This is a genomic window from Candidatus Omnitrophota bacterium (assembly GCA_016209275.1).
Taxonomy (GTDB): domain Bacteria; phylum Omnitrophota; class Gorgyraeia; order Aquiviventales; family Aquiviventaceae; genus JACQWM01.
Genome location: JACQWM010000030.1, coordinates 1 through 25412, shown reverse-complemented (window position 1 = coordinate 25412; position 25412 = coordinate 1). Strand labels below are relative to the sequence as shown.

At 61.2% G+C, this 25412-nt stretch carries 23 protein-coding genes and 1 tRNA gene; 8 read left to right on the top strand and 16 right to left on the bottom strand.

All coding sequences use genetic code 11. The features are described from left to right. Nucleotides 1–38: 38 nt before the first annotated feature. The 4 genes from HY737_04670 to HY737_04655 all read right to left on the bottom strand — a co-directional run bounded on the left by HY737_04670 (nt 39) and on the right by HY737_04655 (nt 4351). On the bottom strand, nt 39–803 hold the full coding sequence (locus HY737_04670; GenBank protein MBI4597680.1) for an ABC transporter ATP-binding protein: 765 nt from the start codon (nt 801–803) through the stop codon (nt 39–41). Then, nucleotides 800–2038: an ABC transporter permease gene (locus HY737_04665; GenBank protein MBI4597679.1), complete on the bottom strand. Its 1239-nt coding sequence runs from the start codon at nt 2036–2038 to the stop codon at nt 800–802. The genes HY737_04670 and HY737_04665 overlap by 4 nt, the downstream gene beginning before the upstream one ends. After that, nucleotides 2035–2805, bottom strand: coding sequence for an outer membrane lipoprotein-sorting protein (locus HY737_04660; GenBank protein ID MBI4597678.1), 771 nt, complete (start codon nt 2803–2805; stop codon nt 2035–2037). Before HY737_04660 ends, HY737_04665 begins: the two co-directional genes overlap by 4 nt. Nucleotides 2806–2890: 85 nt before the next feature. Continuing rightward, a complete protein-coding gene (locus HY737_04655) occupies nt 2891–4351 on the bottom strand; it encodes a hypothetical protein (protein ID MBI4597677.1) in 1461 nt (486 codons plus the stop codon). Between the two features lie 115 nt (nt 4352–4466). Here HY737_04655 and HY737_04650 point away from each other — a divergent pair, with 115 nt between their 5' ends. Further along, nucleotides 4467–4991 (top strand): hypothetical protein, encoded by a 525-nt coding sequence (locus HY737_04650; protein MBI4597676.1) that lies wholly within the window; start codon nt 4467–4469, stop codon nt 4989–4991. 15 nt (nt 4992–5006) lie between these two features. Continuing rightward, the gene (locus HY737_04645; protein ID MBI4597675.1) at nt 5007–5612 is read left to right on the top strand and encodes a hypothetical protein; all 606 of its coding nucleotides are present in this window, start codon (nt 5007–5009) and stop codon (nt 5610–5612) included. A 28-nt stretch (nt 5613–5640) separates the two neighbouring features. Here HY737_04645 and HY737_04640 read toward each other — a convergent pair whose 3' ends face one another. The 8 genes from HY737_04640 to HY737_04605 all read right to left on the bottom strand — a co-directional run bounded on the left by HY737_04640 (nt 5641) and on the right by HY737_04605 (nt 14818). Beyond that, complete coding sequence (locus tag HY737_04640) at nt 5641–6630, bottom strand: NAD-dependent epimerase/dehydratase family protein (protein MBI4597674.1); 990 nt, start codon at nt 6628–6630, stop codon at nt 5641–5643. Further along, nucleotides 6627–8294: an AMP-binding protein gene (locus tag HY737_04635; GenBank protein MBI4597673.1), complete on the bottom strand. Its 1668-nt coding sequence runs from the start codon at nt 8292–8294 to the stop codon at nt 6627–6629. Before HY737_04635 ends, HY737_04640 begins: the two co-directional genes overlap by 4 nt. Further along, on the bottom strand, nt 8294–9178 hold the full coding sequence (locus tag HY737_04630; protein ID MBI4597672.1) for an alpha/beta fold hydrolase: 885 nt from the start codon (nt 9176–9178) through the stop codon (nt 8294–8296). Before HY737_04630 ends, HY737_04635 begins: the two co-directional genes overlap by 1 nt. A 53-nt stretch (nt 9179–9231) precedes the next feature. After that, entirely contained in the window at nt 9232–10227 is a 996-nt protein-coding gene (locus tag HY737_04625; GenBank protein MBI4597671.1) for a class I SAM-dependent methyltransferase, read from the bottom strand. 12 nt (nt 10228–10239) lie between these two features. Next, complete coding sequence (locus tag HY737_04620) at nt 10240–11382, bottom strand: hypothetical protein (GenBank protein MBI4597670.1); 1143 nt, start codon at nt 11380–11382, stop codon at nt 10240–10242. Between the two features lie 147 nt (nt 11383–11529). Beyond that, entirely contained in the window at nt 11530–12525 is a 996-nt protein-coding gene (locus HY737_04615) for a class I SAM-dependent methyltransferase (protein ID MBI4597669.1), read from the bottom strand. Between the two features lie 21 nt (nt 12526–12546). After that, on the bottom strand, nt 12547–13710 hold the full coding sequence (locus HY737_04610) for an NAD(P)/FAD-dependent oxidoreductase (protein MBI4597668.1): 1164 nt from the start codon (nt 13708–13710) through the stop codon (nt 12547–12549). Nucleotides 13711–13726: 16 nt separating this feature from the next. Next, nucleotides 13727–14818: a hypothetical protein gene (locus HY737_04605; protein MBI4597667.1), complete on the bottom strand. Its 1092-nt coding sequence runs from the start codon at nt 14816–14818 to the stop codon at nt 13727–13729. A 170-nt stretch (nt 14819–14988) separates the two neighbouring features. Between HY737_04605 and HY737_04600 the strand changes: the two genes are divergently transcribed. The 6 genes from HY737_04600 (at nt 14989) to HY737_04575 (ending at nt 21322) form a co-directional block, all read left to right on the top strand. After that, nucleotides 14989–15849, top strand: a complete 861-nt coding sequence (locus tag HY737_04600; GenBank protein ID MBI4597666.1) for a sulfurtransferase — start codon at nt 14989–14991, stop codon at nt 15847–15849. A gap of 57 nt (nt 15850–15906) precedes the next feature. Continuing rightward, nucleotides 15907–16161 carry a hypothetical protein gene (locus tag HY737_04595; GenBank protein ID MBI4597665.1) on the top strand — a complete coding sequence of 85 codons (255 nt, stop codon included), beginning with the start codon at nt 15907–15909 and terminating at the stop codon, nt 16159–16161. 149 nt (nt 16162–16310) lie between these two features. Next, nucleotides 16311–17738: a GGDEF domain-containing protein gene (locus tag HY737_04590; protein ID MBI4597664.1), complete on the top strand. Its 1428-nt coding sequence runs from the start codon at nt 16311–16313 to the stop codon at nt 17736–17738. Nucleotides 17739–17759: 21 nt separating this feature from the next. Beyond that, complete coding sequence (locus HY737_04585; protein ID MBI4597663.1) at nt 17760–18965, top strand: FIST C-terminal domain-containing protein; 1206 nt, start codon at nt 17760–17762, stop codon at nt 18963–18965. 6 nt (nt 18966–18971) lie between these two features. After that, nucleotides 18972–20381: a HAMP domain-containing histidine kinase gene (locus tag HY737_04580; GenBank protein ID MBI4597662.1), complete on the top strand. Its 1410-nt coding sequence runs from the start codon at nt 18972–18974 to the stop codon at nt 20379–20381. Continuing rightward, nucleotides 20378–21322, top strand: coding sequence for a response regulator (locus HY737_04575; GenBank protein ID MBI4597661.1), 945 nt, complete (start codon nt 20378–20380; stop codon nt 21320–21322). The genes HY737_04580 and HY737_04575 overlap by 4 nt, the downstream gene beginning before the upstream one ends. A 1-nt stretch (nt 21323) precedes the next feature. Here HY737_04575 and HY737_04570 read toward each other — a convergent pair whose 3' ends face one another. The 4 genes from HY737_04570 to HY737_04555 all read right to left on the bottom strand — a co-directional run bounded on the left by HY737_04570 (nt 21324) and on the right by HY737_04555 (nt 25363). Next, nucleotides 21324–22322, bottom strand: a complete 999-nt coding sequence (locus tag HY737_04570) for a PilZ domain-containing protein (GenBank protein MBI4597660.1) — start codon at nt 22320–22322, stop codon at nt 21324–21326. Between the two features lie 9 nt (nt 22323–22331). Next, a complete protein-coding gene (locus HY737_04565; GenBank protein ID MBI4597659.1) occupies nt 22332–24314 on the bottom strand; it encodes a PilZ domain-containing protein in 1983 nt (660 codons plus the stop codon). Nucleotides 24315–24321: 7 nt separating this feature from the next. Continuing rightward, a complete protein-coding gene (locus HY737_04560; protein MBI4597658.1) occupies nt 24322–25005 on the bottom strand; it encodes a hypothetical protein in 684 nt (227 codons plus the stop codon). Between the two features lie 276 nt (nt 25006–25281). Beyond that, nucleotides 25282–25363: transfer RNA gene (locus tag HY737_04555), tRNA-His, on the bottom strand. Nucleotides 25364–25412 lie beyond the last annotated feature (49 nt).

Below are 25412 nucleotides of genomic sequence, written 5' to 3'. Positions count from 1 at the left end.
CCTGATGAGGGAGCGGCAAAACAAGCGCAGGACGGGCGTTAGGGTTGATCCGTCGCGGGAGGCGTCGTCGGAGCCGCCGGATCTTTCAGCAGGCCATAGGCGCGCCGGTCGTGCGGGATGTAGCCGGAGTCCCGCACCAGCTTGCCGTCGAGCAGGTGCAGCACGCGCTCGGCCCGTCCCATCATCGCCGGATCGTGCGTGGCGTACACAAACGTGATCCCGTCTTCTCGATTAAGTTGTTTCAAAAAATCCATCAGCGACATCCCCGTCGCGCGGTCGAGGTTGGCGGTGACTTCATCGCCCAAAATCAGCTGGGGGCGGTGCACGATGGCTCGCGAGACCGCCACACGCTGCTGCTGGCCCCGGCTGAGCCGGTTGGGCCGCCGATGGAGGAAGTCGCCAAGACCGACGCGGGTCAGCACGCGGGTGGCTTCGATCCGCTGCTCCCGGCTGGATTTGCCCTGGACCCACAGGACGTATTCCACGTTCTCAAGGGCGGTGAGGGTCGGAATCAGGTTGTAATCCTGAAACACGAAGCCGATCCCGTGGAGTCGTTGATCCGCCAACTGGACGCGGGATAACATGGCGGTATTGCGGCCATCAATCGTCACGCTCCCTTTCGAGGGGATATCAAGACACCCCAGCAGGGTCAACAGGGTGGTCTTGCCGGATCCCGACGGGCCGGTCAGCGTGACGCATTCGCCGCGGTGGATGGCGCAGGACACATCCTTGAGGATGGCGATCTCTTCAAGCCCGTCCTTCACAATCTTCCAGAGATGGCGAAGTTCAAGCAATGCGCTCATGAGCGATAAATCGCGGCGACGGGATTCAGCCGCCCGGCCCTCACCGCGGGATAGAGCGAGACGACTGACGTCACCACGATCAGGATCAGCACCGACAAGACCACGTGCTCTGGATAGACGCGCGTGTAAATCACCGGACTGACATACCCCGCCGAAAACGTGTCCGCGGCATACCAGAGGGGAATCCCCACGTACCCAAAGTAGGTCACCAGGCTGTAGCCGAAGAAGACGCCCACCCCGATCCCCACGCATTGGAGGAGAAACGACTCCAACAGCACGAGACGAATGAGCTGTCGGGGCTTCACCCCGATAGCCAGCATGACGCCAAACTCCTTGGTCCGCTCCAGCACCGACATGATCACCGTATTCATGATGCCGATGGCGATCACGATCGTCATGGCCACGACGATCACGCGCACGATCCCCTCCCCCCAATCCGCCAGCGATTTGGCCTCAGGCTCGGCTTGATCCCACGTGAGCACTTCATACTTGGCGGTATCGACGGCGTGATTCACGAAGGGAAGAAACGACGACATCGCCCTCAGATCGTTGAGCCGCACGACAATCTCCGACACATCGGAGCCAATACCTAAGAGCTCTTGGGCCGAGGCGATATCTGCGTACACGACTTCTTCATCCAGGATTCTCGTGCCGGCGTGAAAGATCCCTGTGACGTGGTAGGCAAACCCTGTGAGGAGCCCATCGACCGAGTGCACCATCACGACCACTTTATCCCCGACGGCCACATTGAGCTTCTCGGCCAATCGATCGCCGAGAAGAATCTCTTTCTTGGCGCCATCAGAAAGAAACACGCCTCGCGTGATCAGGCTTTTGACCCGTGTCACATTGACTTCTTGCTGCGGATCGATCCCCAGCAGCATGGCGCCTTTGGAGTGCTCGCTCGTGCCGATCATCACCCCGCATTTCACGCGACGCGCAATGCCGATCACCTCCGGGTGCCCTTGAATGTCCTGGATGAGCCGGACCGGATCGGTGATGGTCAGTCCCGGAGACATCGTCTTGTCAAACCCGAGCGCATGAACTTGGACGTGCCCGGTAAAGAGGCTGGTGGCGTTTTCCAACATGCCGGCGGCGGCTCCATCCTTATAGCCCCACAAAAAAATCAGGCCGCCGAGCCCCACCTCAATCGCCAGGATCGTAATGAGGGAACGGCGGGCGTTGCGCCAGATGTTGACGAACGCCATTTTCAGAAAAATATCCGTCGGCAGTTTCATTCGCTGCGCTCAAGGTATTCCCGCGTAAAGATCGCCTCGGCCACGGGGAGATTGAACTGCGCGGAGCGCACCGTGACCGTGGTCTCATGCCCGGCCTCGAGGTGGTTGACCATGTGCCACGTCATGGGGTAGTCGCGATCATTCAGGGGTTGAAAGTTGGTGTAGGTGAGTGTCCGTATGTGCACCAGTTTCTCGTTATAAAATTCGAGTTTCACAAACGCCGCATCCGTCGTACGCAGCCAGGCGCGTAATTTGCCATACACGACCGGGGCATCGGGTTTCGGCGTCAACTCAATCAGATAGGCGGGAGCGCCGTCAACCGATTCCTGCCCGATGAATTGATGCGTATAATCTCTCGGGAGGTAGCTTTGCTTCACAAAGTCATCATTGCTAAAATCGCTGCCCAGAAAATCTTCGAGCATGAGCGAGGGGGGGATCAGCACGGTTCTCTCCGCCGCCGGAAGGTACTGCCAGAGACGGGACGCAAGCTTCAGAAACCCTTGCCCTTTGGCCTTGGGGGGATCGAGCACCCGGACAAACGTCTTGTCAGTCCCCAACATCCAAGAACGCAATTGATAGGTCCGCTCCCATTTCGGCGTCACAACGTCGAGGCTCGCGTCCATCTGATTGGCGTCGCCGCGCAAATGCGAATCGGCGCGGGTGATCCACTCGGTGGCGTTGATGGGCGCGGCGTCCTCGGCGCTCGACGCTGCCGCCATGACGACGGCCAGACCCACGATCAGACCTATGGCTCCATAACGACTCATGACGCGCCGCCTGCTTAGCCCTGCGTAACGGTTGATAAGCGTTGTTGAGACCGCATACCTTTGAAGTATACCTGATCAGGGGAGCTTAAAAAAAGTACTGCAGCTCAAGAAAATAGAGACTCTCTTTGGCGCCAAACTCATCCGTCGTGCTGCCCCATACGGTGTCGGCGACCACTTTCAGCACGAGGTTGTCTTTCAGCGAATCTTTCAGCTCAAACCGGCTGAGGAAGCTGCCGTCGGTGAGATTCACGAGGGAGCGGTTCTCAATCCGGATGAGCGGTGTGACGTCGTACCCCAGCTCAAGCCCAAGGTAGTGCCGAGCCAGCAATTGGAGATCCCCGCGCAGGGCGCGAGCCAGCTCGTAGGCCTTGGCGTCGGTTTTCCCGCGGCCGTTATAATGGTACTCGAGCAAGGCGTAGATCCCGTTGGAAAAGTTGTAGTCGGTATTCAGCGTGTACTGGAAGAAATGCTTTTCGCCGGCCGGGTTTTCAAACAAGAACTCGCCCCGCAGCGCCGCTTGCCGGATATTGCCGGCGAGGTCTCCTCCGAGGGCTCCGGCGCGTCCCACGCGGCCGCCCAGCAGCCCGGCCTCGTAGCCAAGGATATCTTTGGAGCCTCGAACCATCCATCGATTGGGATGCAGCCGCTCCCCTCGAGGGGTGTAGACGACGTTCAGCTCCCCGACCTGAGGAAACATGAAGCGGGTATTGACCGCATCCACCCCGTCGCGCTCCTCCAGCTCGATCCGGGTGGTGTCGAAGGGGTTAAAGACGTCGGTCGGCGTGGCAAACCGCCCCACACCCCAAGGAATTTGCTGCCGGCCGATGTCGACATTGACCATCTCGGAGCGCAAGGACGCGTACGCCCGATGCAGCGAGTGTTCGTAGAACGCGCCGCCGTCATCGACAAACGTCTGGCTCAGATCTAAAAATTGCCGCTGCTCGGCGTGCCGCCGCAGCAGCTTGGCGTCGCCCCGGCCGGCAAAACTGCCGAGCCAAACTTCTTGATCATAATCCACCGCTGCCGTGAAGAAATCCTCAGGACGCCAGCGGAACTTGAGTCGCGTGCGATTGACACTGGCCAACAGATCTTCACCGCCTTCCGTGGCCGCCAACGGATTGTCGGCGACGTCAGGATTGTTGCCGGTGGCCCGCGTCCACAGATTCAGCGTCTTCACATAGCCGGACATCGACCAGCTCTTCTTCGTTGCTGAGACAACCGACGGCGTGGTCGACGGAGGAGGCGGCTGTGCGGCAACTGACCGTGGCGTTGTTGGCGGCGCAGCGACGTGCGGCTGAGCCTGCCCCGCACCCGTGCGGTGCGGGGGGGCCTGCCGCATCGCCTCCTCCATCATGAGGTCCCGCATATGGGGTGTCGGAGCAAACGGCGGCGGGCTGGCGGAAGAGGCGGTGAGGCTGTTGAGGGTTTCTTCGATCACGCGCTGCCGATCATCGGAGGAGGCAGGCGGTTCGGCGCACAATGACGGCGCGGCGTACCAGACAGCGATGAGGCTTACGAGGACAGCGATTCCCGGTTGATAGGCCATGCGCCATGTGTTCCTCGCGAACCCTCGGGACCGGGAAGCCCGTTGAGCCGCGCGCGTAAAGGTATTATAATAGGATAGCTGTCAACTGGCAAGACGAGACCGTAAAGGAGCTGTCATGTCCACACGTGAACGACTGCAGGCCACATCAGGCCTCGCACTTGGGTTCATTCTTCTGGGCATCATCGCGCGGCTCGTGCCGCATCCGTGGAACGCCACACCGATCACGACCCTGGCGCTCTTTAGCGGCACGTATCTCTCCCGACGCTGGAGCCTCGTCATTCCCCTCGCCGCCGTGATCATCAGCGACATGTGGCTCGGCTGGCACAACACGATTCCCTTTACCTGGGGCGCCTTCGCGCTGACCGGCGCGCTGGCATGGTGGGTGCGGCCATCGCCGACCATCGCGCGCATCGCCACCGGGACGCTCGCCGGGTCATGCCTCTTTTTTCTCATCACGAATTTCGGCGTGTGGCTTCAAGGCGAGCTCTACCCGATGAGTGCGGCCGGGCTCTGGCAGTGTTACGTGGCGGGCATTCCCTTCTTCCGCGCGATGGCCATCGGCGATGCGCTCTACTCGGCCGCGTTCTTCGGCGGCTATGCGCTGGCGACCGCGCGCACGCCGTCTCCGATCCGAGGATAGCGAAAGACGCCACTGTTGAACCCGGCCGACATCTATTTGGTGGGACTCGCCAGCGGCGTTGTCTTGCTGCCCATCACCTCGTTCCGTCGGCTCTCCCCCCTCTGGCTGAAGCTGTTGCTTGTCGCCGCCGGGTGTCTGTTGATCATCCGATACCTCATGCTCGGACTCCCCGATCCGGTCGCTCCTCCGATGGGACGGTGGAGCGCCCCATTCGTCCGCCTCACCGGCGCGATCGGCGTCACACTACCCGGCATCTTCGCCATGGATCAGCTGATTCGGCATCCGGCGATGACTCCTCAGAAACTCCTGCGATGGTGCGCGCCGCTGATCGCGCTGGATCTCGTGACGTGCTGGCGGATCCCCCTGGCCATGCTGGTTCAGGGCGCGGTGGGTTTGGGCTTGGCGAGCGCGTGCGCGATGCTGGGCGGGAAGATCCCCGTGCCGTCGATCCGCAAGCCGTTGGCGATCCTCGGACTGGCGTACGGCATGTGGGCTGCCGCCAATCTTCTGATCGGGCTGGCGACCGCCATCCCCCTTCGCTGGATGCTCCTGGCGGAGCTCAATCTCATGCTCGCGGTGTGGCACGCGTTTGACATGAGCGCCACGCCCCAGAATTCCTAGCGCCGTTCCAACATGTTTTGGAACGGCGCTAGCAGCCACACGAGGCGGCGAGCCGATCCAATCCTTCCTGCATGGAAATCTTCGGCACGTAGCCGAAATCCCGCTTGGCTTTTGAGATGTCGTAGTAATGCGAGGTGGACAGCTCCGAGGCGAGAAACCGCGTAATGAACGGTTCGCCCGGCAGGTGTCCCGCGCGATAGAGCACTTCAAGCCCAGCACCCACCATCCGCGCCAACCGGGCGGGGACACGCCTCGTTGCCGTGGGCACTCCAAGCCGGGCGAGTACTTGGTTGATAAACCCCCACAGCCGCACCGGCTCGCCATTGCTGAGAAAATAGACCTGCCCGGCTACCGGTGATCCTGGGACGAGACGATCGGCTGCGAGGAGATGGGCATCGGCGCAATTTTCCACGTAGGTCATGTCAACGAGATTCCGGCCGTCTCCCACCATCACGAGCCTTCCCGTCTTCGCCCGCGCGAGCAGTTGAGGAATGATGTGCGTATCGCGCGGCCCCCAAATCAAGTGGGGGCGCAGCGCCGTGGTCAGCAGCCTGTTGGCGCCATTGGCCGCGATGACGGCTCGCTCGGCGATGGCTTTGGTCGCCGGGTAATAGCTGCTGTAGCGGGACGGATACGGCATCGCCTCGTTCGCGTTGCGCTGATCGCGCCCGTCGAACACGACGCTGGGCGTGCTCGTGTAGATCAGGCGGGCCACGCCGTGCGCGCGGCAACCCGCCAGCACATGCTGGGTTCCGCGCACGTTGATGTCATAAAACTCTTCCCACGGCCCCCAGAGGCCGACGCGGGCTGCGGTATGAAACACCGCCTCTTGCTCCGCACAGGCGCGCGCCACAGCCGCTTCATCGCGCAGGTCGCCGGAGACCATCTCAACACCGAGCTGCTCAAGTTCCGGATAGCGACCCCGTGCGAGCACGCGCACTGAGTCGCCGCGACTCAAGAGCCGTTCAACAATGTAGCGCCCGACGAATCCTCCCCCTCCCGTCACCAACGCTCTCATCGAATTTCTCGCTGAAGATGGCGTTCCGCCCAGACCGCAAGTGCTTCCCGAATAATCTTCGCATTGTGGCGGAAATCCACTGGAAAGCGCGGGTAAAACAAGACATGCGCAATGGAGCGGGTCACCTCGTGCTGGCGTCCGAGCTCAAGCAATTCACGACTGAACCGCGCGATGGCCCGACGGGATCGTGGCATCTTCCCCGGCTTTGGCTCAATGAGAATGATCGGCCGCTGATGCGGTCGCGGTCCGACGCCGACCAGCGCTGAGCGAAAGACATCGGGGTGTTGATTGAAAATCGATTCGCAAGGCACCGGGTAGAAGGTGCGATCACCCATGACCACGCGGTGGTTTTTCCGACCGCAGAACCATAGCCGCTGCTGCTCATCCAGATAGCCGACATCGCCCATGCGGTGCCAAATCGCCGCACCCTCCTCAATTTTCGCCATCGCGGTTTCACGCTCTCGATGGTCATACCGCTTGGTCACGACCGGCCCTTTCACCACAATTTCCCCAATCTGTCCTGGGGGCAGCACCAGCTGCTCATCCCACGCCGCAATCCGCTCATCGGTGAGCCGAATCACGTTGAGTGTGATCTCAGGCAACGCGCGTCCGACACACACGCCGCGTCCCTGCTGAGTCAATGCCCAGGTGTCCTGGAGAATTTCTGTGCCCGTCATCGACGTCAGCGGTAAGGCCTCCGTGGCCCCATAGGGCGTGTATGTTTCTGCCCCTTCAGGCAGAATATGGGTGAGCTGTTCAAGGATCGACGCGGCCACGGGAGCGCCGAACATGACCACCTTCGTGAGCGAGGGCAAGCGAAGTCTCCGCTGGGCCGCATATGGGCTGACACGATTCCAAAACATGGGGGAACCGCAGGAGCTGGTCACGGAGAATCGTTGAATCAGATCGATGATCGCGCGCGGATCCGCCTGGGCTGGTTTGCTGGGATTCATCGGCGGCAGGACACAGGGAATGCCCATCATCAGATAATAGAGCGCAAAGGTCGGAAACGCCGCGAGCCCGATGCGATCGTCTTGAAGGTAGTGCTCGCGCATCAGACGAATCTGAGCGGCGAAGACGCCGTGGGAATAGTGCACGCCCTTCGGGATCCCGGTGCTGCCGGTGGTAAATGCGACGGCGGCCAGGTCATTCGGGCTGACTGCAGCCACGGGAAACGGCCGCCAGGTGGCGTCGCGCAGTTCGGTATGCGTCCGCCCGCTCCACCACCACTTCTTCCCGACGGTGACGGCATGGGTGATTTGGCGAAAATATTTTCCCGAGATGGCCTTCAAGAGATGCACGAGCGGCACGGCAATGAGCCCTCGGGGCTCCACCTCTTGAATGCAGTGCAGCAGGTTGCGTTTGCCCATGCCAGGATCGATGAGAATGAGCGTGGCCCCGATTTTTAGAAGTGCTATCGCGATCGTCAGCAACTCAACACCGATGGGAACCAGCAGCAGCACGCGATCCCCGGGCCGAATCCCAAACGCGCTGAGGCCATGCGCGTATCGATCGCTCTCCTCATTGAGCCGCTGAAACGTCACCTGGGCATACGCTACCGTACCTTGTATGCGACGGCCGCGTGGATAGATGAGCGCGATGCGAGATGGATCGCGGCGCGCGATCTCCGTCACGAGCAACGCCAGGTTCGCTGAGGCGTCCATCAGCCCTCCGGATGGCTCGCGAGAAATTCGTGCATCCAGGAGATGATCCGCTCAGAGGCGTCTTCCACCACGTAGTGTCCCGCATCCTCAACGCGTTTCACCTGTGCGTGTGGAAACCGCCGTTCCCACGCGCGGAGGAAGGCCGGGCTAAACACGGGATCCTGCATCCCCCAGACGATGAGCATGGGATGGCGCTGGAACTGCTCAAGCTGCTGATCAATGGCGTGCAAGACCGGATAGGTGGGATGGGTCGCCGGCATGGGGATATCCTCAACAAACCGCGCGGTGGCGATCCGGTTGGCATACGAGTCATAGGGCGCGAGATATCCTGCCTTGACGTCTGGCGTCAAACGTTCCTGATGGGAGCACGCGGTCCGCAGGGCAATCCGCGCAAAGAGATTGAAGCGCCGGATGAGCACTTCGCTGATCAGTGGGATGCGACAGAGCCGCAATCGAAACGGCAACACGGATGGATCGACGAACGCTGTCGTATTAAACACCACGAAACGGGAAACCGTCTGTGGATGGCGCACCGCATAGCCCATCCCAATCATGCCGCCCCAGTCATGCATGACCAGGGTGATACGCTTTAAGTGCAAGTGTTCGATGAGGAGCTCGAGATTGGCGATGTGTTGCGCGAGGCGATAGGGGTAGTGCTGGGGTTTATCCGAGAGCCCCATGCCGATATGATCCGGCACGATGACTCGGTAGCGGTCGCGGAACGCCGTAATCAGATGCCGGTAGTAGAAGGACCAGGTGGGGTTCCCATGGAGCATGACGAGCGGTTCACCTTGGCCCTCGTTGAGGTAATGATACTTCAATCCGCCGGGAAGCTCAAGATCGTGGGAGGCGAAGGGATATAGCTTCTTGGATAGCACTGCCATGCTCACCTTGCATGGTAGCACGTTCAATCAATCCATCGCAAGGTGGAGTGGAATCAGAGTCGACGCAGGACAAAACGCATGAGCCCACATGCTTTTGCCTCAAAGATGCGAGTGCAGGCCAGCAGATAATGCTCGTAATGCGCCGTGGTGGCTTCTCCCACGATGGCGACAGCCTCTTTGCGTCGCGCTTGTAAGCGATCGTACCATGCCTGGGTGGTCTGGCGATACTGTTCACGATCGTTTCGAATGATTTCGATTTCGAAGAATCCCTCAACCGCTTCGGAAAACTCCGCAATGCGGGGCAGCGTGGATTCCTCAAACACCTCGACAATTTCAAACACATCATAGGGATCAAAACCATTCTGGAGTTCTCCAACCCGTCTCATCAACCCTGCGAGTTGCGTGCGGACCAAAGGAACTCGTCGACTGAACGACAGGAGTGCTTGGGCCCCTCCTGGCCACCACCGCCACAGCGTCGGCCCCAAGATGCGCTCCATTCGCCCAACATTTTCAAAGATAATCGTCTGACCTGACATCCACCGTCCTGGCTTCAGCATCCGATGGCATCGCTGAAAGAACGTGCGGTAGGCGTTGATTTTTTGATGGCTGGATAATCCTAGTCGCGCCGCATGCTCTAAGACCCCCACGGCCAAGATGGCGTCGTAGGAGCCCGTGGGTTGATGATCGGCCCACCCTTCCAAGCGGGCGTCGATCTTCGGATGGTTGAGCGCGCGAATGTAATCAGCCTGCGCCTTGCTGAGAGTTAAACTGACGACGTGTCCAACGCCATGCTCATCCACAAGCATCCGCGACAAGCCGCCCCACCCGCAGCCGATGTCGAGGACCTGGGACGCCTCGTGCGCCCTGGCCTGGGCGATGTGCCATTCATATTTTCTGAGCTGGGCGGCCTCGAGCGTGTCTCCGGGCTCCCACATGGCGCAGGAATAGCAGAAGGTCTTGGCGTCGAGCCAGAGGGCGTAGAAGTCGTTACCGACATCGTAGTGGCGTTGAATGGCGCGAGGCGACGCCCCGAGATAGGTTGATGTCATCTTCCAGCTTCATCATCCTTGCGATTTGATGCCGACGGCGGCAGACACTGGTTCCTCGCGATGCCGATGCGCCGGCACGTAGGTAAACTTGCAGAATCCTGTCGTCACGCCAGCACTTCCACAGACGATGAGCACGCGCATCCCCGGCTGGAGCTTGCCTTCCTTTAGCGCCATCGCCATGCCAAGCGGGATGGAGGCGGAGACAGTATTGCCGAACCGCGCGTACGTCCGGTACACGCGGTCCGCATACTCCGGCACAAACTGCTTGATCCCCGCGGAGGTCGAGACATCGCTCACATCATGGCAAAAGATAATATCGTGAGGATCCTTCGAGAGCTGCGCGTCGGACTGATAGTGTTCCGTTAACTTCTCCACGACAAAGGCGAGTAATTCTTTCGGTGCCGCGTAGAATTCCAGCGGACCTTGGCGGCTGCGACTTCCGCCATGGCCGAGGAACTGCTCGGCGTTGGGAAGGGTGATCTGACACAGGTCATACGACTGCTCCCAGCTCTTCAAGGACACATGGAAATTATCCGGCTGCCCATCAGCCACCAGCACGGTCGCCGTGGCGGCCTCCCCAATCGTGTAGCCTGCGACTCGATAGTAGAGATCCTGGGGACGCCGCAAGGGTGTTTTGTAATAGAGCGCCTTCGGGTCCTTCCTCCCCGGGGCGAGCCCCCCGCATTCCTGGCAATTGAATTCCGCGTTGATGATCAACGCAGTTTTGTAGGTCCCTTGGTCCAGAAAACTTTTCGCCACCGATAGGCTGCGCACCCAACTCGCGCACGCGTCGGTCACGTCGAAGCACGTTGCCGCGCGTAGGCCAAGGAGGCTCTTGAAGAGGTGCGCCATCGCCGGCTCAAGCCACGCCCGCCCCACCCCGGTGTAGATCACCAAGTCGACAGCCTCCGGGGCGATCTCAGCGCGCTCGAGCGCCTCTCTTCCAGCCTGGAGCGCAAAATCAACGGCGGTCTCCCCAGGGGCTCGGTGATATCGAATGCGCGTCCCGGAGTGCTCCAAAGCCTCGCGGAGCTTCTTGGCCAGCATATTTCGCACGAAGAAAAACTTCCGGTTTTGCCTCCGAAACTCCTCAATCACCATCTCATTGGTGACTTGCCTGCTGGGCAAAGCGTAGGCCATGCCGGCGATTTTCATGAAGCCCCCTCCATCTCCCTGGACAGAGAAAACACAATGACGATGTGGGTAACCTGATAAGTGTACCTGATTCGCATCGGATGCTTCAAGGAGCGAAGCGATCGGCGTTGCGCCGGGCCATATGGATGCTCGTCGCGCTGACAGGAATCACAGCCGACGAAGGACAAAGCGCACCAGGCCGCACGCCTTCGACTCGAAGACGCGGACGCACGTGGACAAATAGCGCTCATAGTAGGCCGTCACCGCCTCGCCCACCAGAGCGATGGCCTCGGTTCGCCTGGCCTGCAATCGTTCGTGCCACTCCTGCGTCGTTTTCCGATAATCCTCGCGGTCATTGCGAATCATCTCAATCTCGAACAGCCCCTCGGTCGCCTCGGACAACTCGGCAAGACGAGGCAGCGTGGATTCGGCAAACACATCCAGGAGCGAGAGCGCGTCAAAGGGATCTAAACCGTCATGAAATCCCCCCAGGGACTTCATCAGCCGCGAGAGCGCACGACGGAACACCACCGATCGGCGGCCCAAGGAGACGATGGACACGGTGCCGCCCGGCCACCACCGCCACAACGTCGGTCCCATCACGCGCTCCACACATCCAATCGTTTCATACGTAATCGTCTGGCCTGATATCCACCGTCCCGGCTTGAGCATCCGATGACAGTGCTGGAAGAACGTGCGATACGCGTTGATTTTCTCTCGACTGGATAATCCGGACCGCGCCGCGTGTTCCAGAACGCCCACCGCGAGAATCGCATCATACGGGGCAGCGGGGCGATGCTCGGCCCACCCCTCTAACCGGGCCTCAATTCTCGGATGGTGGAGGGCTTGAATGTACTCAACTTGCGCGTTGCTGAGGGTCAAGCTGACGACGTGTCCGACGCGGTGCTCATCCACAAGCAGCCGCGACAACCCGCCCCACCCGCAGCCGATGTCGAGGACATGGGACGCCTCATGCGCCCTGGCCTGAGCAATATGCCACTCGTATTTTCTCAGCTGGGCGGCCTCGAGCGTGTCTCCGGGTTCCCACATGGCGCAGGAATAGCAGAACGTCTTGGTATCGAGCCAGAGGGCGTAGAAGTCGTTGCCGACATCATAGTGACGCTGAATCGCGCGAGGCGATGCGCCTCGATACGCTGATGTCATCTGGCGGCTCCGCTCATCTCATCAACAATCCACAGGTACGCACGCGAACACATACTCGAAGAGAATCTTTCTGCGAAGCAGTGATCGGCGGCAGAGCTGGTTGCCAATGAAACGTCTCAGCCAACCCGGGGAATGAAAATAAAACAAGCTCATCGGAGCCTGCAGCCACCGAGGGCCGAACACCTGCTCGGTGCGGCGGACATACCGGGAGAGGAACGCTTCGCTGAAGTCATTGCGGCAAAGCGCTTCCTCCGCAACCTCAGCCGCTAATTTCGCCGAATGAATCGCAGGGCGGATGCCCTCGCCGGCCCACCGCGTGGCAAACCCACCCGCATCGCCTGCTAACAAAAACCGGTCGCCGGCGAGTCTGCGCGGTGTGGCATCATAATATTTGTACGGATGGCCGAGAAACGGCGTCAGCCGATCTTTAACCCCCTCCAAACGACCCAGCGCCTCAAGGCGTTTCATGAACCGCTCGCGCGCCTCATTGAGATTCCGGGTCTTGTGCTGAAAACGTCCCACTCCGACGTTGAGCCACCCCCCTTTGGTGACATACCAGCCATAGCCGAAGTAATCGTCCTCAAAGAAGAGCTCCGCCGTCCCGTAATGAGGTGTCAGTTTCCGCAGAACTTCCTCGCCCAAATACGTCTCAGATTCGGTGGCGACGATAATCCGCTCCTTCTCAACGTGGTTGCCGAAACGGCGCGATACGGGACAATTCGTGCCGCCGGCACCGATGATCAGCTTTGCGCGCCAGACATTCCCCCCCTGCGCTGTGATCACTACCCCGCCCTCTTCGGGTCGCTCGATGTCCATAATTGCAATACCTTCTCGAATCTCAGCACCATTGGCGGCAGCGCGTTCTAGGAGGAAATGGTCGAATTCGCGGCGGATGATGCAGAAACTTGCGGTTTTCGCCTCCCGCGTTTCATAGTAGGTCGTGCCCACGACAAAGGACGACGCGGTGAAACGTTGGAGGGTATGGGGGTAGTCGGCGGGTGCTAATTCGAGCAGCTCAAAGACCGGCGGGGTAATCCACCCTGTGCAAGGTTTAATGCGGGGAAATACTGCCTTATCGAGGACGAGGACCTTTCGGCCGCGGCGGGCGAGGTTGAACGCGGCCGTGGAACCTGCCGGCCCTCCTCCGACGATGATGACATCGCAATCTGTGTGCGAGGAGGGCATGCCTTCCCTCCGTCTGTTATTCGTACCGGAACTTGCAGAACCCCGTGGTGACGCCGGATGCGCCGCAGACGATCAGCGTGCTCATGCCCGGCTTGAGTTTCCCCTCTTCAAGGGCGAGCGCTATACCCAGCGGAATGGACGCTGAGACGGTGTTGCCGAATCGGGCATGCGTGCGGAACACCCGGGAGGCGTACTCCGGCCCCATATGCGCAATACCCATCTGTGTTGAGACATCACTGACGTCATGGCAGAAGATGATATCATGCGGCTCGCGTGAGAGTGCCGGGTCGCTCTTGTAGTGCTCAGTCAGCTTCTCAACGACCGTAAAGAGCAAATCTTTCGCCAGGGTGTTGAGGGCCATCGTTTGATACTGTATGTTGTGGCCGTTGGCTGGCTTTCCTGATGCTCCCACGGCGACCAGGGCTCGGCTCGGGATGTATTCGTGGGCATTCGGCATCGGGATTTGGCACAGGTGGTACGTATTGCTCCAGTTCTTGAAACTGAAGTAAAAATTGTTGGGGTCGCCTCCGGCGGTGACAATCGTTGCCACCGCCACTTCCCCGACGGTGTAGCCGGCAAACCGTAGGTACAAATCTTCAAGCCGTCTGAGGCGCGGTTCCACGCACGCCTCCAAACACATAAATTCCGAATTAATGATCATGACGGTCTTGTACGTTCCTTGATCCACGAAGCTCTTGGCAATAAACAGGCTGCGCAACCAGCTGGCACAGGCATCGGTCACATCAAAACAGGTGGCGTTGGTCAGGCCGAGTTCGCTTTGAAACAGATTCGCCATCGCCGGCTCAAGCCACGCGCGTCCCACCCCGGTGTAAATCAGCAAGTCGATCTGCTCCGGGGCGATCCCGGCTTTTCGCAGGGCTTCAGTGCCGGCTTTGAGGGTGAGGTCAATCGCCCGCTCGCCCTGGTTGCGGTGGTACCGAATGAGCGTTCCGGCGCGCACGAAGCCTTGCCGCAACCGACTTGCCACCATGCCCTTGGCAAACATGAACGCCGCCTTCCACTGATGGTGGCGGAGAATATCTCGAATCACCATGTCATTGGTGACTTTTTTGCTGGGAAGCGCGTAGGCGATGCTGGCAATTTTCATCAACGGTCCTGCATCTGTTGCCGATTCTGCGGTAGGTCCGCGAAGGATATACCATATGAGTATACCCAATTCCGACGGTGCCTGGCAAGGAACGTCTCGTCGACGGTTTTCGCTTGACGGGAACTATGCGATAAATCATAGTAAGTGGTAAGATAACAGGGAGGTTTCAGATGGTCGTGCACGCCGCGTCAGCCGCAACAGCGGAGTCAACCGTCCTCGTCTCAACGGAGTGGGTCGCCCAGCACCTCACCGACCGCTCCCTCCGGCTCGTTGAGGTGGACGTCGACACCACCGCCTACTCGGAAGGCCATGTGCCTAATGCCCTGGGTTGGGCGTGGGATACGCAACTGTGCGACACCCTGCGCCGCGACATCATCCCGAAGGCGAAGTTTGAGCGGCTGCTGGGGGAGTCCGGTATTGGCAACGCCACAACGATCATCCTCTACGGGGATAACAACAACTGGTTCGCCGCCTGGGCGCTGTGGCAGTTGAAGGTCTACGGCCATCATGATGTCCGCCTGATGAACGGCGGCCGCAAAAAGTGGATCGCCGAAGGCCGTGAATTGACCACGGAGGCGCCGAAGGTCACGGCGGCCTCGTACCAGGCCCAGGAGCCGGATCACTCCATTCGCGCATTGCTGCCTGAGGTGATGGAGGCCTCGGCCAAGAAATCGGCGCACCTGATCGATGTCCGCAGCCCGCAAGAATACAAGGGAGAGATTCTGGCTCCCCCCGGACTGCCGGAAACCTGCCAGCGCGGCGGCCACATCCCAGGGGCGGCGAGCATCCCCTGGAGCAGGGCCTGCAACGACGACGGCACCTTTAAGAGCCTCGAGGAATTGAAAGCGCTCTATGGAGTGGTCGGCATTACCGGCGAGAAGCCGGTGATCGCGTACTGCCGCATCGGCGAGCGATCAAGCCACACGTGGTTTGTCCTCAAGCACTTGCTGGGCTACAAGAACGTCAAGAACTACGACGGCAGCTGGACCGAGTGGGGCAATCTTGTGGCCGCGCCGATTGAGAAACCCTAACCCCAGATCGATATCAGATATCAAATGGCCATTTGATATCTGATATCGCCTTGAGTAATGGCGAAACCTGAAGAGTATTCCGAACGCAAGATTCAATTGGCCGGTTGGCCGGCGAATGTGGTGACGTACAAACTCGGCGCCGTCTACCACACCACGATCGACAACACGGATCCAGGTGCTTGGGTGGTTAAGGCGCAAGGAACCACGAAGCAAGAAGCCGAAACCAAAGCCCTGAAAGAAGCCGAAGTTCTTCTCGCCAAAGTCAAGACGAGTAAACCGCCTACCGGTTGTACTTCCGCCCCGGGATTCTAATCTCACTTCTTGTTTCAAGTTTCGGGTTTAAAGTTCCAAGTTAGCGTAACAACTTGAAACCTGAAACATTAAACTTGAAGCAATCGTTGTATTTTCCAAGATTGTTCCTCCAGCTTGTCCCGCCTTGCTATCAACGTTACAATGACGTCATGGGGGGTGCGCAGCTACGTTCAGCATTCATTCGCCTGACCGCTCGTCGCTACCGACGAATCCTCATCGCGTCCTTTGTGACGTTGGCCATCAGCGTGGTGCTGTTAGTATCGATCGGCCTCCTCCAATGGCGCGGCCATCAGGCGATCCAGCGCGATGCGCGCAACAGCATCGCCGACCTCAGCAGCCAACTGCTGAGCACCCTCAAAAGCCGGCGCGGCACCGTCACGTTGCTGCGCGATACCATGAATCGCCAGCCGCAGCTGCCCGCAGCGTCCCTCAAGGCGATGGGAATCAGCGCGGTGGCGCACACGCGGTATCTCGTGGGCATCGGGCTGCTGAACGCCACGGACGGCATCGCCTGGTGGTCGACCCCGCCGTCGCTCTCCGCGGCGGATGCCGCGCAGCTGAATCGCCTTCTGCGCGCACGCAGCCAGAACGCCGCAACCTGGCGGAGCCCTTCGGCCTTCGTGGCGAGGGCGCGCTCAACACGGACCTGGCTGATCTTCCTGGAGCCGCTGCGCGCATCCTCGCACGGGTCCGCCGCCGTCTGCGGCGTCTTCGACGTGAAGGCCTTGGCCGATGATGTGTTCGCCGCCCAGGCCTCGCCGGATGCCCCGGCGCAATTCCTGCAGGATCAGGCCGTGCTGTATCGCTCGCCACAATGGATCGCTGACGGATCGCCTGCTGCGCCGATGACCGTGGAGCACGCGTTCGTGTTTGCCGGCGCGCGCTGGCTGCTGCAGATGCAGCCGGAGCGCACGCCCGCCGTCCGAACCCTCTCAACGCTCACGATGACCGCCATAGGCCTCGGGGTCATGGTGGCCGCGGGCGTGATCGCCCTGGTGTGGATCCTCGCGGCGCGCACGTGGGTGCTGCAGCGGGCCGTGCTGCGACGCACGGCCGCCCTGCGCCGCACCTCCCAGCGGCTGCGGCTGATGGCCACCACCGATGAGCTCACCGGATTGAACAACCGGCGGTTCTTCCTGGACCGATGGGAGCTGGAATATGCGCGCGCCAAACGGTACAACCGCCCGCTGGCGTGCTTGATGATCGACGTCAACGGCTTCAAGCAGGTCAATGACCGGCTCGGCCATGCCGCCGGCGATGTCGTGCTCCAGCAGGTGGCTCGCGAGCTGCGCATGATGCTGCGGCAATCGGATCTGCTCGCACGGTTCGGCGGCGATGAATTCGTGGTCGCCCTGCCGGAAACCACCGAGCCGCAGGCCGCCGCCGTCGCGGAAAAACTCCGGCAGATCTCGGTGGCGGTGCCCAACGGCCGGCGCCGCGGCCTCTCCAGCGTCACCCTCAGCGTCGGGATGGCGCGGGCCGAGGCCGATCATGCGACGGCGCAGGAGAGCCTGCAGGCCGCGGACCAATCGCTCTACGAATGGAAGCGCCGCCTGCATACAACATCACGGCAATGATTGGCATCGGATATACTTGTCATGACGAATCCAATGGTTGACGACATCCTCTCCTCAGTCGGGTGGAGCGATCTCCCTGATGCCGGAACCGCCGGCAGCGAAGCGGCTCGGCGAGCCTTGGGACAGATCCCCAAACTCGCGCCGAAACTCGCCCTCGTCTTCGGCTCATCATGGCTGCAGCAAGAAGAGCTCCTGGCCGGCATTCGCGCGGTCTTGCCGACGACTCCCCTCCTCGGGGAAAGCACCGCCGGCGAGATCACGCCGCAGGGACCAGCCAGCCATCGCTGCGTCCTTGTCCTGTTCTTCGGCAAGGGGATGGTCTGCCAGGTCGGGATGAGCCTCTCGGTCGACCGCGCCCCGCGAGACGCCGGCCAGCAGCTGGCGTTTGCCGCAACACAAGGGTGTGATGGGCTGCCCCGAGCAGGATTTCTCCTGCTGGGCGACGGCCTGATGACGAGCTACGCCGAGGTCATCCGCGGATTGCAAGAGGTGCTTGGGACGGGCACCATGATTGCCGGCGGCATTGCCGGCGATGATCGGCGATTCGCGCAGACGTATCAATACTGCAACGATCACGTCGCCACGGGCGCTGTGGCCGGCGTCCTCTTCGCCGGCGCGGTCAAGATCGGCGTGGGCAGCGGTCATGGGTTTGCGCCGATCAGCAAACCGCGGCGGATCACGAAAGCCTCCGCCAACATCCTCTATGAATTGGATCAGCGGCCGGCGGCGTCGGTCTACGAAGAATACTTCGGGGCCGACGTCATGGAACGGCTCAGGCATGAGGGCATGACGAGGCAGACGATCGCGTATCCGCTCGGCATCCAGCAGGAGGCCACGGATCCTTGGCTGCTGCGCAATGTGGTGTCGTTCGGCAGCGACGGCAGCCTCCTGTGCAGCAGCGAAGTCCGCGAGGGCGCGTGGCTGCAGCTGATGATCGGCAGCCGCCAGCGAGCCCTTGACGCCGCCCAGCAGGCCGCGCAAGCCGCCGTGCGCGGCATGAACCGCATCAGTTGCGTCCTGGTGTTTGACTCCGTGATCCGGCAGATCTTGCTGGGATCCCGGTATGCGGCCGTGGAAATCGACCGGATCCGGGACGTCATCGGGACGGCGACCCCGATGGCCGGCTGCTACACGTACGGCGAGCAAGCCCCTGTCACCGCGCGCATGACCGCCGACCGCATCTCGATGCAAACCGGATCGGTGCTGGTGATCGCCATCGGAACCTAAGCGCTCATGGACACGCTCTTCGCATTCTTCAAGCGATTCACCGAGTTCAAGCGGCTGCAAACCGCGTATGAGCAGCTGGATCAGCAGGCCAAGCTCATCATCCGAACCGACTTGGAGCTGCACCGCGCGCAGGAAGAGCTCGATCGGCGGCTGGCGTCGCTGATGGCGCTCCATCAGCTGGGCCAACACCTGCGCGTGAGTCTGCGGCCTGAAGAAGTCTTCCAGAAGTTGGATGCCGCCACCGTCACCAACTTCGGATTTTCCAACGCGCTGCTGGGGCGATGCGTGAGCCCCGCGAGCCTTCGTTGGGGCGCGCTGATCGGTGTCACGCCGGCGGCGGCGGAACACGTCGCCGCGCATGTGCTGCAGAGCGGTTTGCTCGCACGCATCCTGAAGCAGCCGACCCCGTTGACCCTGATGTCCGAAACCAGCGCTCTAAACGATGAGGCCGCGTCCACCTTGCTCAAACTGCTGGGGGTGCCCTCGGCGGTGATCGCCCGCATCAGCCCCCACGAGGGCCCCTCCGGGTGCATCGTGCTGGGGCGGGCGGCGAGCTCCTCCTCCACGACAAAGGCCGATGAGGAGCTGGTCTCCATTTTGACGAATCAACTCTCGACGGCCATCGAAAACTCCGCCTTGTACGAAAAATCTTGGGTCTCTCAGCAAGAGCTTGAACGCAACGTCCAGCAACGCACCAAGGAGCTGGCCGCGGCGAACGCGCAGCTGAAGCAGCTGAATAAATCCAAAAGCGACTTTGTCTCGGCGGTCTCGCATGAATTGCGAACACCGTTAGCCGCCATCAAAGGCTATGCGTCGCTGCTGGGCAGCGGGCAATTCGGCGCGCTGGCCCCGCCGCAACAGGAGCGGATCGCGAAAATCGAGAAGCATGCGGATTTGCTGGCGCAATTTATCAACAACCTCTTGGATATCGCGCGGATCGAATCAGGCCGGGTCACGATGGATCAGAAAGAGATTCCCGTTCAAGAACTCCTCACCAGCGTCCATGATGTGGTGCTGCCGCAGATGGAGGCCAAGCGCATCGCGTATCAGGCGGATCCGGACGGCATTACGCACCTGCTCGGAGACGCGCAGCATTTGCAGCGGGTGTTCGTCAACCTGCTCTCCAACGCGATCAAATACACGCCGGAGGGCGGGTCCATCCGGCTCAGCATGGAACAGGAGCGCGGGGCCGTGGTGTCGTCCGTGGCGGACACCGGCTGCGGCATCCCCTCGGAGGAGCTGCCGAAACTGTTCCAGGAATTCTACCGCGCCAACGATCCCGTCAACCAGCAGATCCGCGGCACCGGCCTGGGGTTGGCCCTGGTGAAACGCATTGTCGAGGCCCATCATGGACGCATCTGGGCGGAATCCGTCAAAGGGAAAGGGAGCACGTTCTTCGTGGAGCTGCCCCGATGACCGAATTACGGAAGACCATCTTGATCGCGGATGATGATCCGGACTTGCGGGATATCCTGCATTCGATCTTAGAGTCGGCCGGCTTTATCGTCGGAGAAGCGGAAAACGGCCAGCGGGCCTTACAGGCGGTGCGCGAGCATCCGCCGGATTTGATCATCCTGGATTACATGATGCCCGAGCTGACCGGACTGCAGGTGTGCGAGCAGCTCAAACAGGACGTGCTCCTGCGCCACCTGCCGATCATCATGCTGACGGGAAAAAGCGAGGTGCAGGATAAAGTCCAGGGGATTTCCGCGGGCGCGGATGATTACCTGGTCAAGCCGTTTGAGCCGCAGGAATTGCTCGCGCGGGTGCAGATGGTGCTGCGGCGCACCTCCATGGACCTGGAGGCGAACCCGCTGACGAAACTCCCGGGCAATCTTTCCATCCAGCAGGAGCTGGAACGCCGCATCGCCTCAGGCTGGCAATTCGCCGCGTGCTATATCGATCTGAACCGGTTTAAGGCGTTCAATGACCACTACGGATTTCAGCGAGGCGATGGCCTCATCCAACAGACCGCTCAACTCCTCTTGCGGGTCTCCAAGCAGCTTGGCGGACGGGACGACTTCGTGGGGCACATCGGCGGCGATGACTTCATTCTCATCACGACCCCGGATCGCGCCGAACAGATCTGCCAGTCCGTGGTCCGTGAATTCGACGGGATGGCTCTCCCCCTCCATGACGCCGAGGATCGCGCCCGCGGCCACCTCCTGCACGCGGACCACGACGGGCGTGAGGCGAGCATTCCCCTGCTCTCCATCTCGATTGCGCTCGTCTCGAATGAAGTCCGCCCGCTGAAGACGGCCGGGCATGTGGCGCAAATCGGCGCTGAACTCAAAGCCCTGGCCAAGCGGGACCCTGGCAGCTCCTACGTGAAAGAGCGACGACAAACTCCTTCGTAGTTCAGTCGGAGGGAGCAAGCTGCGGATCGTAGACGCGAACGCGCTGCGGCGTCGCCGGCATGGTGGGTTTGCCGTTGAGCATCACATACCCCTGATTGCCGACAAGCGGAGGTGCTGGCTTCGGCGGCTGGCGGGGGGTCGGCGGCGGCCGCGGCGCCTCGGTCCGCCGCTTGAGCACTGACAGCACAGGCACGCTGGAGAACAGATTCAGCTGTCGGCGCTCAATGGCTTCGCGAATCGCCAGCTGCAGCTCGCGCACCGGAATCCGATCCACGCGCTCTCGCTCAAGATTGACGACGCGCTGGATAAATTGGTCGCGCTCGCCTCGCACCTGATCGTAGGACTGCCGAACCTCTGACACATGGCTCCGCAGCTGCTCCACCGTCTGCTCCAGCGTTTGCGCTTGCGTCCCGAGCTGCTCCACCGTCTGTACCGTGTCGGCCAAGCTCGTCGTGGCCGCGGTCAAGGCCTGCTCCAAGCTCGCTTTGGCAATTTCCAATTGGTCCATCGCCTTCGCCTGCTCAGAGAACACGGCGCGCAAACGCAGATTGCGCCGGTGCGCGAGGGCCCCCCAAGCCATGAGCAGCGCCATCAGCATCGCCAGCCCCACCAGTCCTGCGAGGAACGCGAAGCGTTTCGCCGCAAGCACCCACAGCCATGCTGCCGGAGCATGCTCCGCCGCGCGCAGAAACTGATGCAGGCCTTGCTGCGCGGTTTCCTCCAAGGGCAGCCACTCAATCCCGGCGGGATACCACCCAAGCTCTCTTGGCTCGGGATCGGACCATCGCACCACACCGCCGGCTGTGAGGGGTTGAGAGATGCTAGGAAGGGAGACATGGATCGCGATCCGCTCTCCCGCCTGGCGCGGTTCGCGCGTTAAGACGCCGGCCCCGCGCTCGCTGAGGTTGATGAGTTGCCCGTCTTTGGGAGCCTCATCCGCAGGACAGTAGTGGGTGCGTCCTCGGTGAGGAACCCGGACGGTGGTGCGTCGTTCCTGCATCCGGAATGACTACTTGGACGCCGGCTGGCTGGCGGCAGCGAGCAATTGCTTCAACCACTGGCGCTTCGAAGGATTCAGCCCCGTGAATTGAAAGCCGCTTTGATAGCGGACGGGCTGCGTGTCAAGCGTCCGCTGCCATTTGATCTTGGCCGTGGAGTCGAAGGGTTCCTGGCCCGGCAGGGACAACCGCAAGCGGCACGAGGTGTCCGTCGGCAGAGCGCGGTCGGCCTCAAGGCTGATCCCGCCGCCGCTCATATTGCGGCACGCGCCCGAGACGATCGACTCGCCGCCGTTCAGGCGAAGCTCGACGGCCATCGCCGGAACCGTGACGCGCTCCGACGCTCGCCGCTCGCCGACGGTGCGCAAGATCGTCAGCTCCTTCGTGAGGCGCGCCATCATCGCTTGCAATTCGCTCCGGCCCTGTTGCGCCTCATCGAGCGCTCGTTGCAGGGTGGCGACTTGCGCCTCCAGCGCTTCGGTCCGCACGCGCTCCTCGCCAAGAAACCAGCTCGCTTCCCGCGCTTCGCGCTCGGCGGTTTCAAGCCGCGACGACAGGTCTTGGAGAATGGCCAGCTGATCCTCCAGGTGAGCGACGCGCGTGCGCGATTCCCCTAAATACCACTGGCTCTCTTCCCATTGCTTGTGCCACTTCATCGCATCCGTCTCGGCCTGCTGGCGCGCGGCAGCGTCATGGACCCGCGCATCGGAGAGCTCCTGCAGCTGGGCCTCAAGGCTGGCGGAGCGCGTCCGCTCTTCCCCGAGAAACCAGCTGGCCTCGTTGCGCTGGCGCCGCAGGTCATCGAGCTCCTGCGCGCAGCGAGCCAGCGTCGCGTTGATCTCCTCGAGCTGCGCGCGCAACGTCTCGACCTGCTTCGAGGCGGTTTCGCTCTGCGCCCCCAGGCTCAGCAACTCCGTCAGCTGTTCCCGCCCGATCAGCTGAATCTGATGTTCGCTGGCAAAGCGCTGCGCCGGGACGGTGAAGGAGCCTGGAGCGATCAAAAATCCCCGGGCCACGCGCGCCGATTGCATCGCTGACAGAAATCGTTGCACCGTCTGTTTATCATAAAACGCGCCGTGGCCGGCCACGAACCACGCGGATGACTCGCCCTGCTTCGCAATCACGCGAAACGAGCCGGCGAGCGGTTTCGTCAGCTCAGCGCTCGAGACCACCTCATACCCTTGCCGCTCAAACGTTTTCCACGCGAGTTCATCGAGCATCTTTACACCGGAGGATGCGGCCAGATCGCCCGCGCGCTTCCGCGGCCACCCTCCAGGCAGGGCGCGGCGCAACAGCCACCATCCAGCCAGGCTGATGAGGCCGATCCACATGGCCAGCGCCGTCCGCGGCGCGGAGCGGGGAGTCCATGGAGCTCCGAGGGGCCGCGGCGCGGCCTTCGCGCTTCGTGCCTGAGCCAGCGCAGCCACACCGAAGGCTCCAGGAGCAGCCGGCTGGTTGACCTGAAACGTCCAGGGTGTCGGCGTGGCCCTCGCGAGCGCTTCCTGCATGGCCCGAAACCGCTCGCTCACGCGAGCCGTGATGAGCGGGCTGGAGATGGCGCCGTCCGTCAGGCCGATTTCCATCGCCGCACTTCCCACCGAAGCCGGATGATCAATTTCGACAATCACCCGCCCGTTCTGCGAGCGGACCCGATAGGCATAGGGCCCGCTGAGCGCGATGTCCACGGCGTCAAGAAATCGAGCGCCCCGGCTTCCGGCCGCGGCGTCGTAGCGGGCCGTCAGGCTCTGCACCACGCCCCGGCCCACCGCCGTACGCTCCGGAAGCGAGCTGATCACATGCTGTTTGGGAAACCGGATGCTGATCGTGGGAGGGTGTTCGGTAAAGCTGCTCTGCCAACGGATCTGATCGCCAGCGGCCACCGTCAAGACAATGACCGTCGTGCTGCTCGCCGAGGGATCATTCGTCTGAGCCGCGAGGGCCTGCGGCAGGAGAGGCCATCCGCTCCCGCCAAGGAGGGCGAGGCCGAGAACCACTGACCACTTAGAGGAGTTTCGCAAGATCATGGACCCGAATCTCCGTTGTCTTCCACTCAGGCAGGATGGTGGCCGCGCACACCGCTTCCTGGACGCGCTCCACGCGGGCCTTGGCGAGGAGTGTCTTATCGCGGGTGATGGAGATGATGTCGCCCACGTTGACCGTGTTCCATCCGAAATCGACGACGACAAAATCCCAATCCGGATGCACCGACAGGATATGCCCTTGCAGTCCCGGCGATTCAGCGCTGCTGACGATCACCCGCTGAAGCTGGAGAGGACCCGCAGCGCCCGCTGCCCCCGCCGTGGCACCCTGGCGCAGCTGCAGCGCCATGGCTAGCTCCACTTGCAATTTATCCACCTGTTGATGGACATTCGACAGCCGCAGTTTCAGCGTCTGGACGTTTTGGTTCTCTTCATTCAACCGCCCCACCACCTGCTCCAACTGCGCTTGCGTCTTGGCCAGGGCTGCGGTGAGCTCCTGCGAGCGCTGTTGCTCCCGCTGCAGCGTCTCTTGCAATCGGTCGTGCGTCTTGACGATGTGCGCCACCCGCTGCTCCAGGGCCACGCGCCGTTCAACGGCCTGGCGATACTGTTCCGCGTTCAGCCGGCGAAAGTGATCTTCAGCGGTTAAGGCGGCTGCCGCCACAAGCGCTAGTGCCCAGAGCACAGTTCGATACCACCTCTTCACGGCGCTGGCCCTCCTTTGCAAAGAAAAATCCCCCTCAACCCATCTGGAGGGGGATCACTGACCATCCGAATTGTCTGCCGAATATGTTGTGTCACGCGGTGCGCGAGAAACTGTATGACCCGACCACTGCTTTGCTCACAGTAACAAGTCTGACGTAACTTGTCAATCCCAAAACGATATCAGATATGAAATGGCGTTTTGATATCTGATATGGATTGCCAGTTTGATATCAGATATGAAATGGCCATTTCATATCTGATATCGCCGTTGAGAAGATGCGGACGAGAGGATTTGAACCTCCATGCCTTGCGGCACGTGCCCCACAAGCACGCGTGTCTGCCAGTTCCACCACGTCCGCAACAATACACGTTGCACGTTTAACGTTAAACGTTTAACGTCATCCAGTC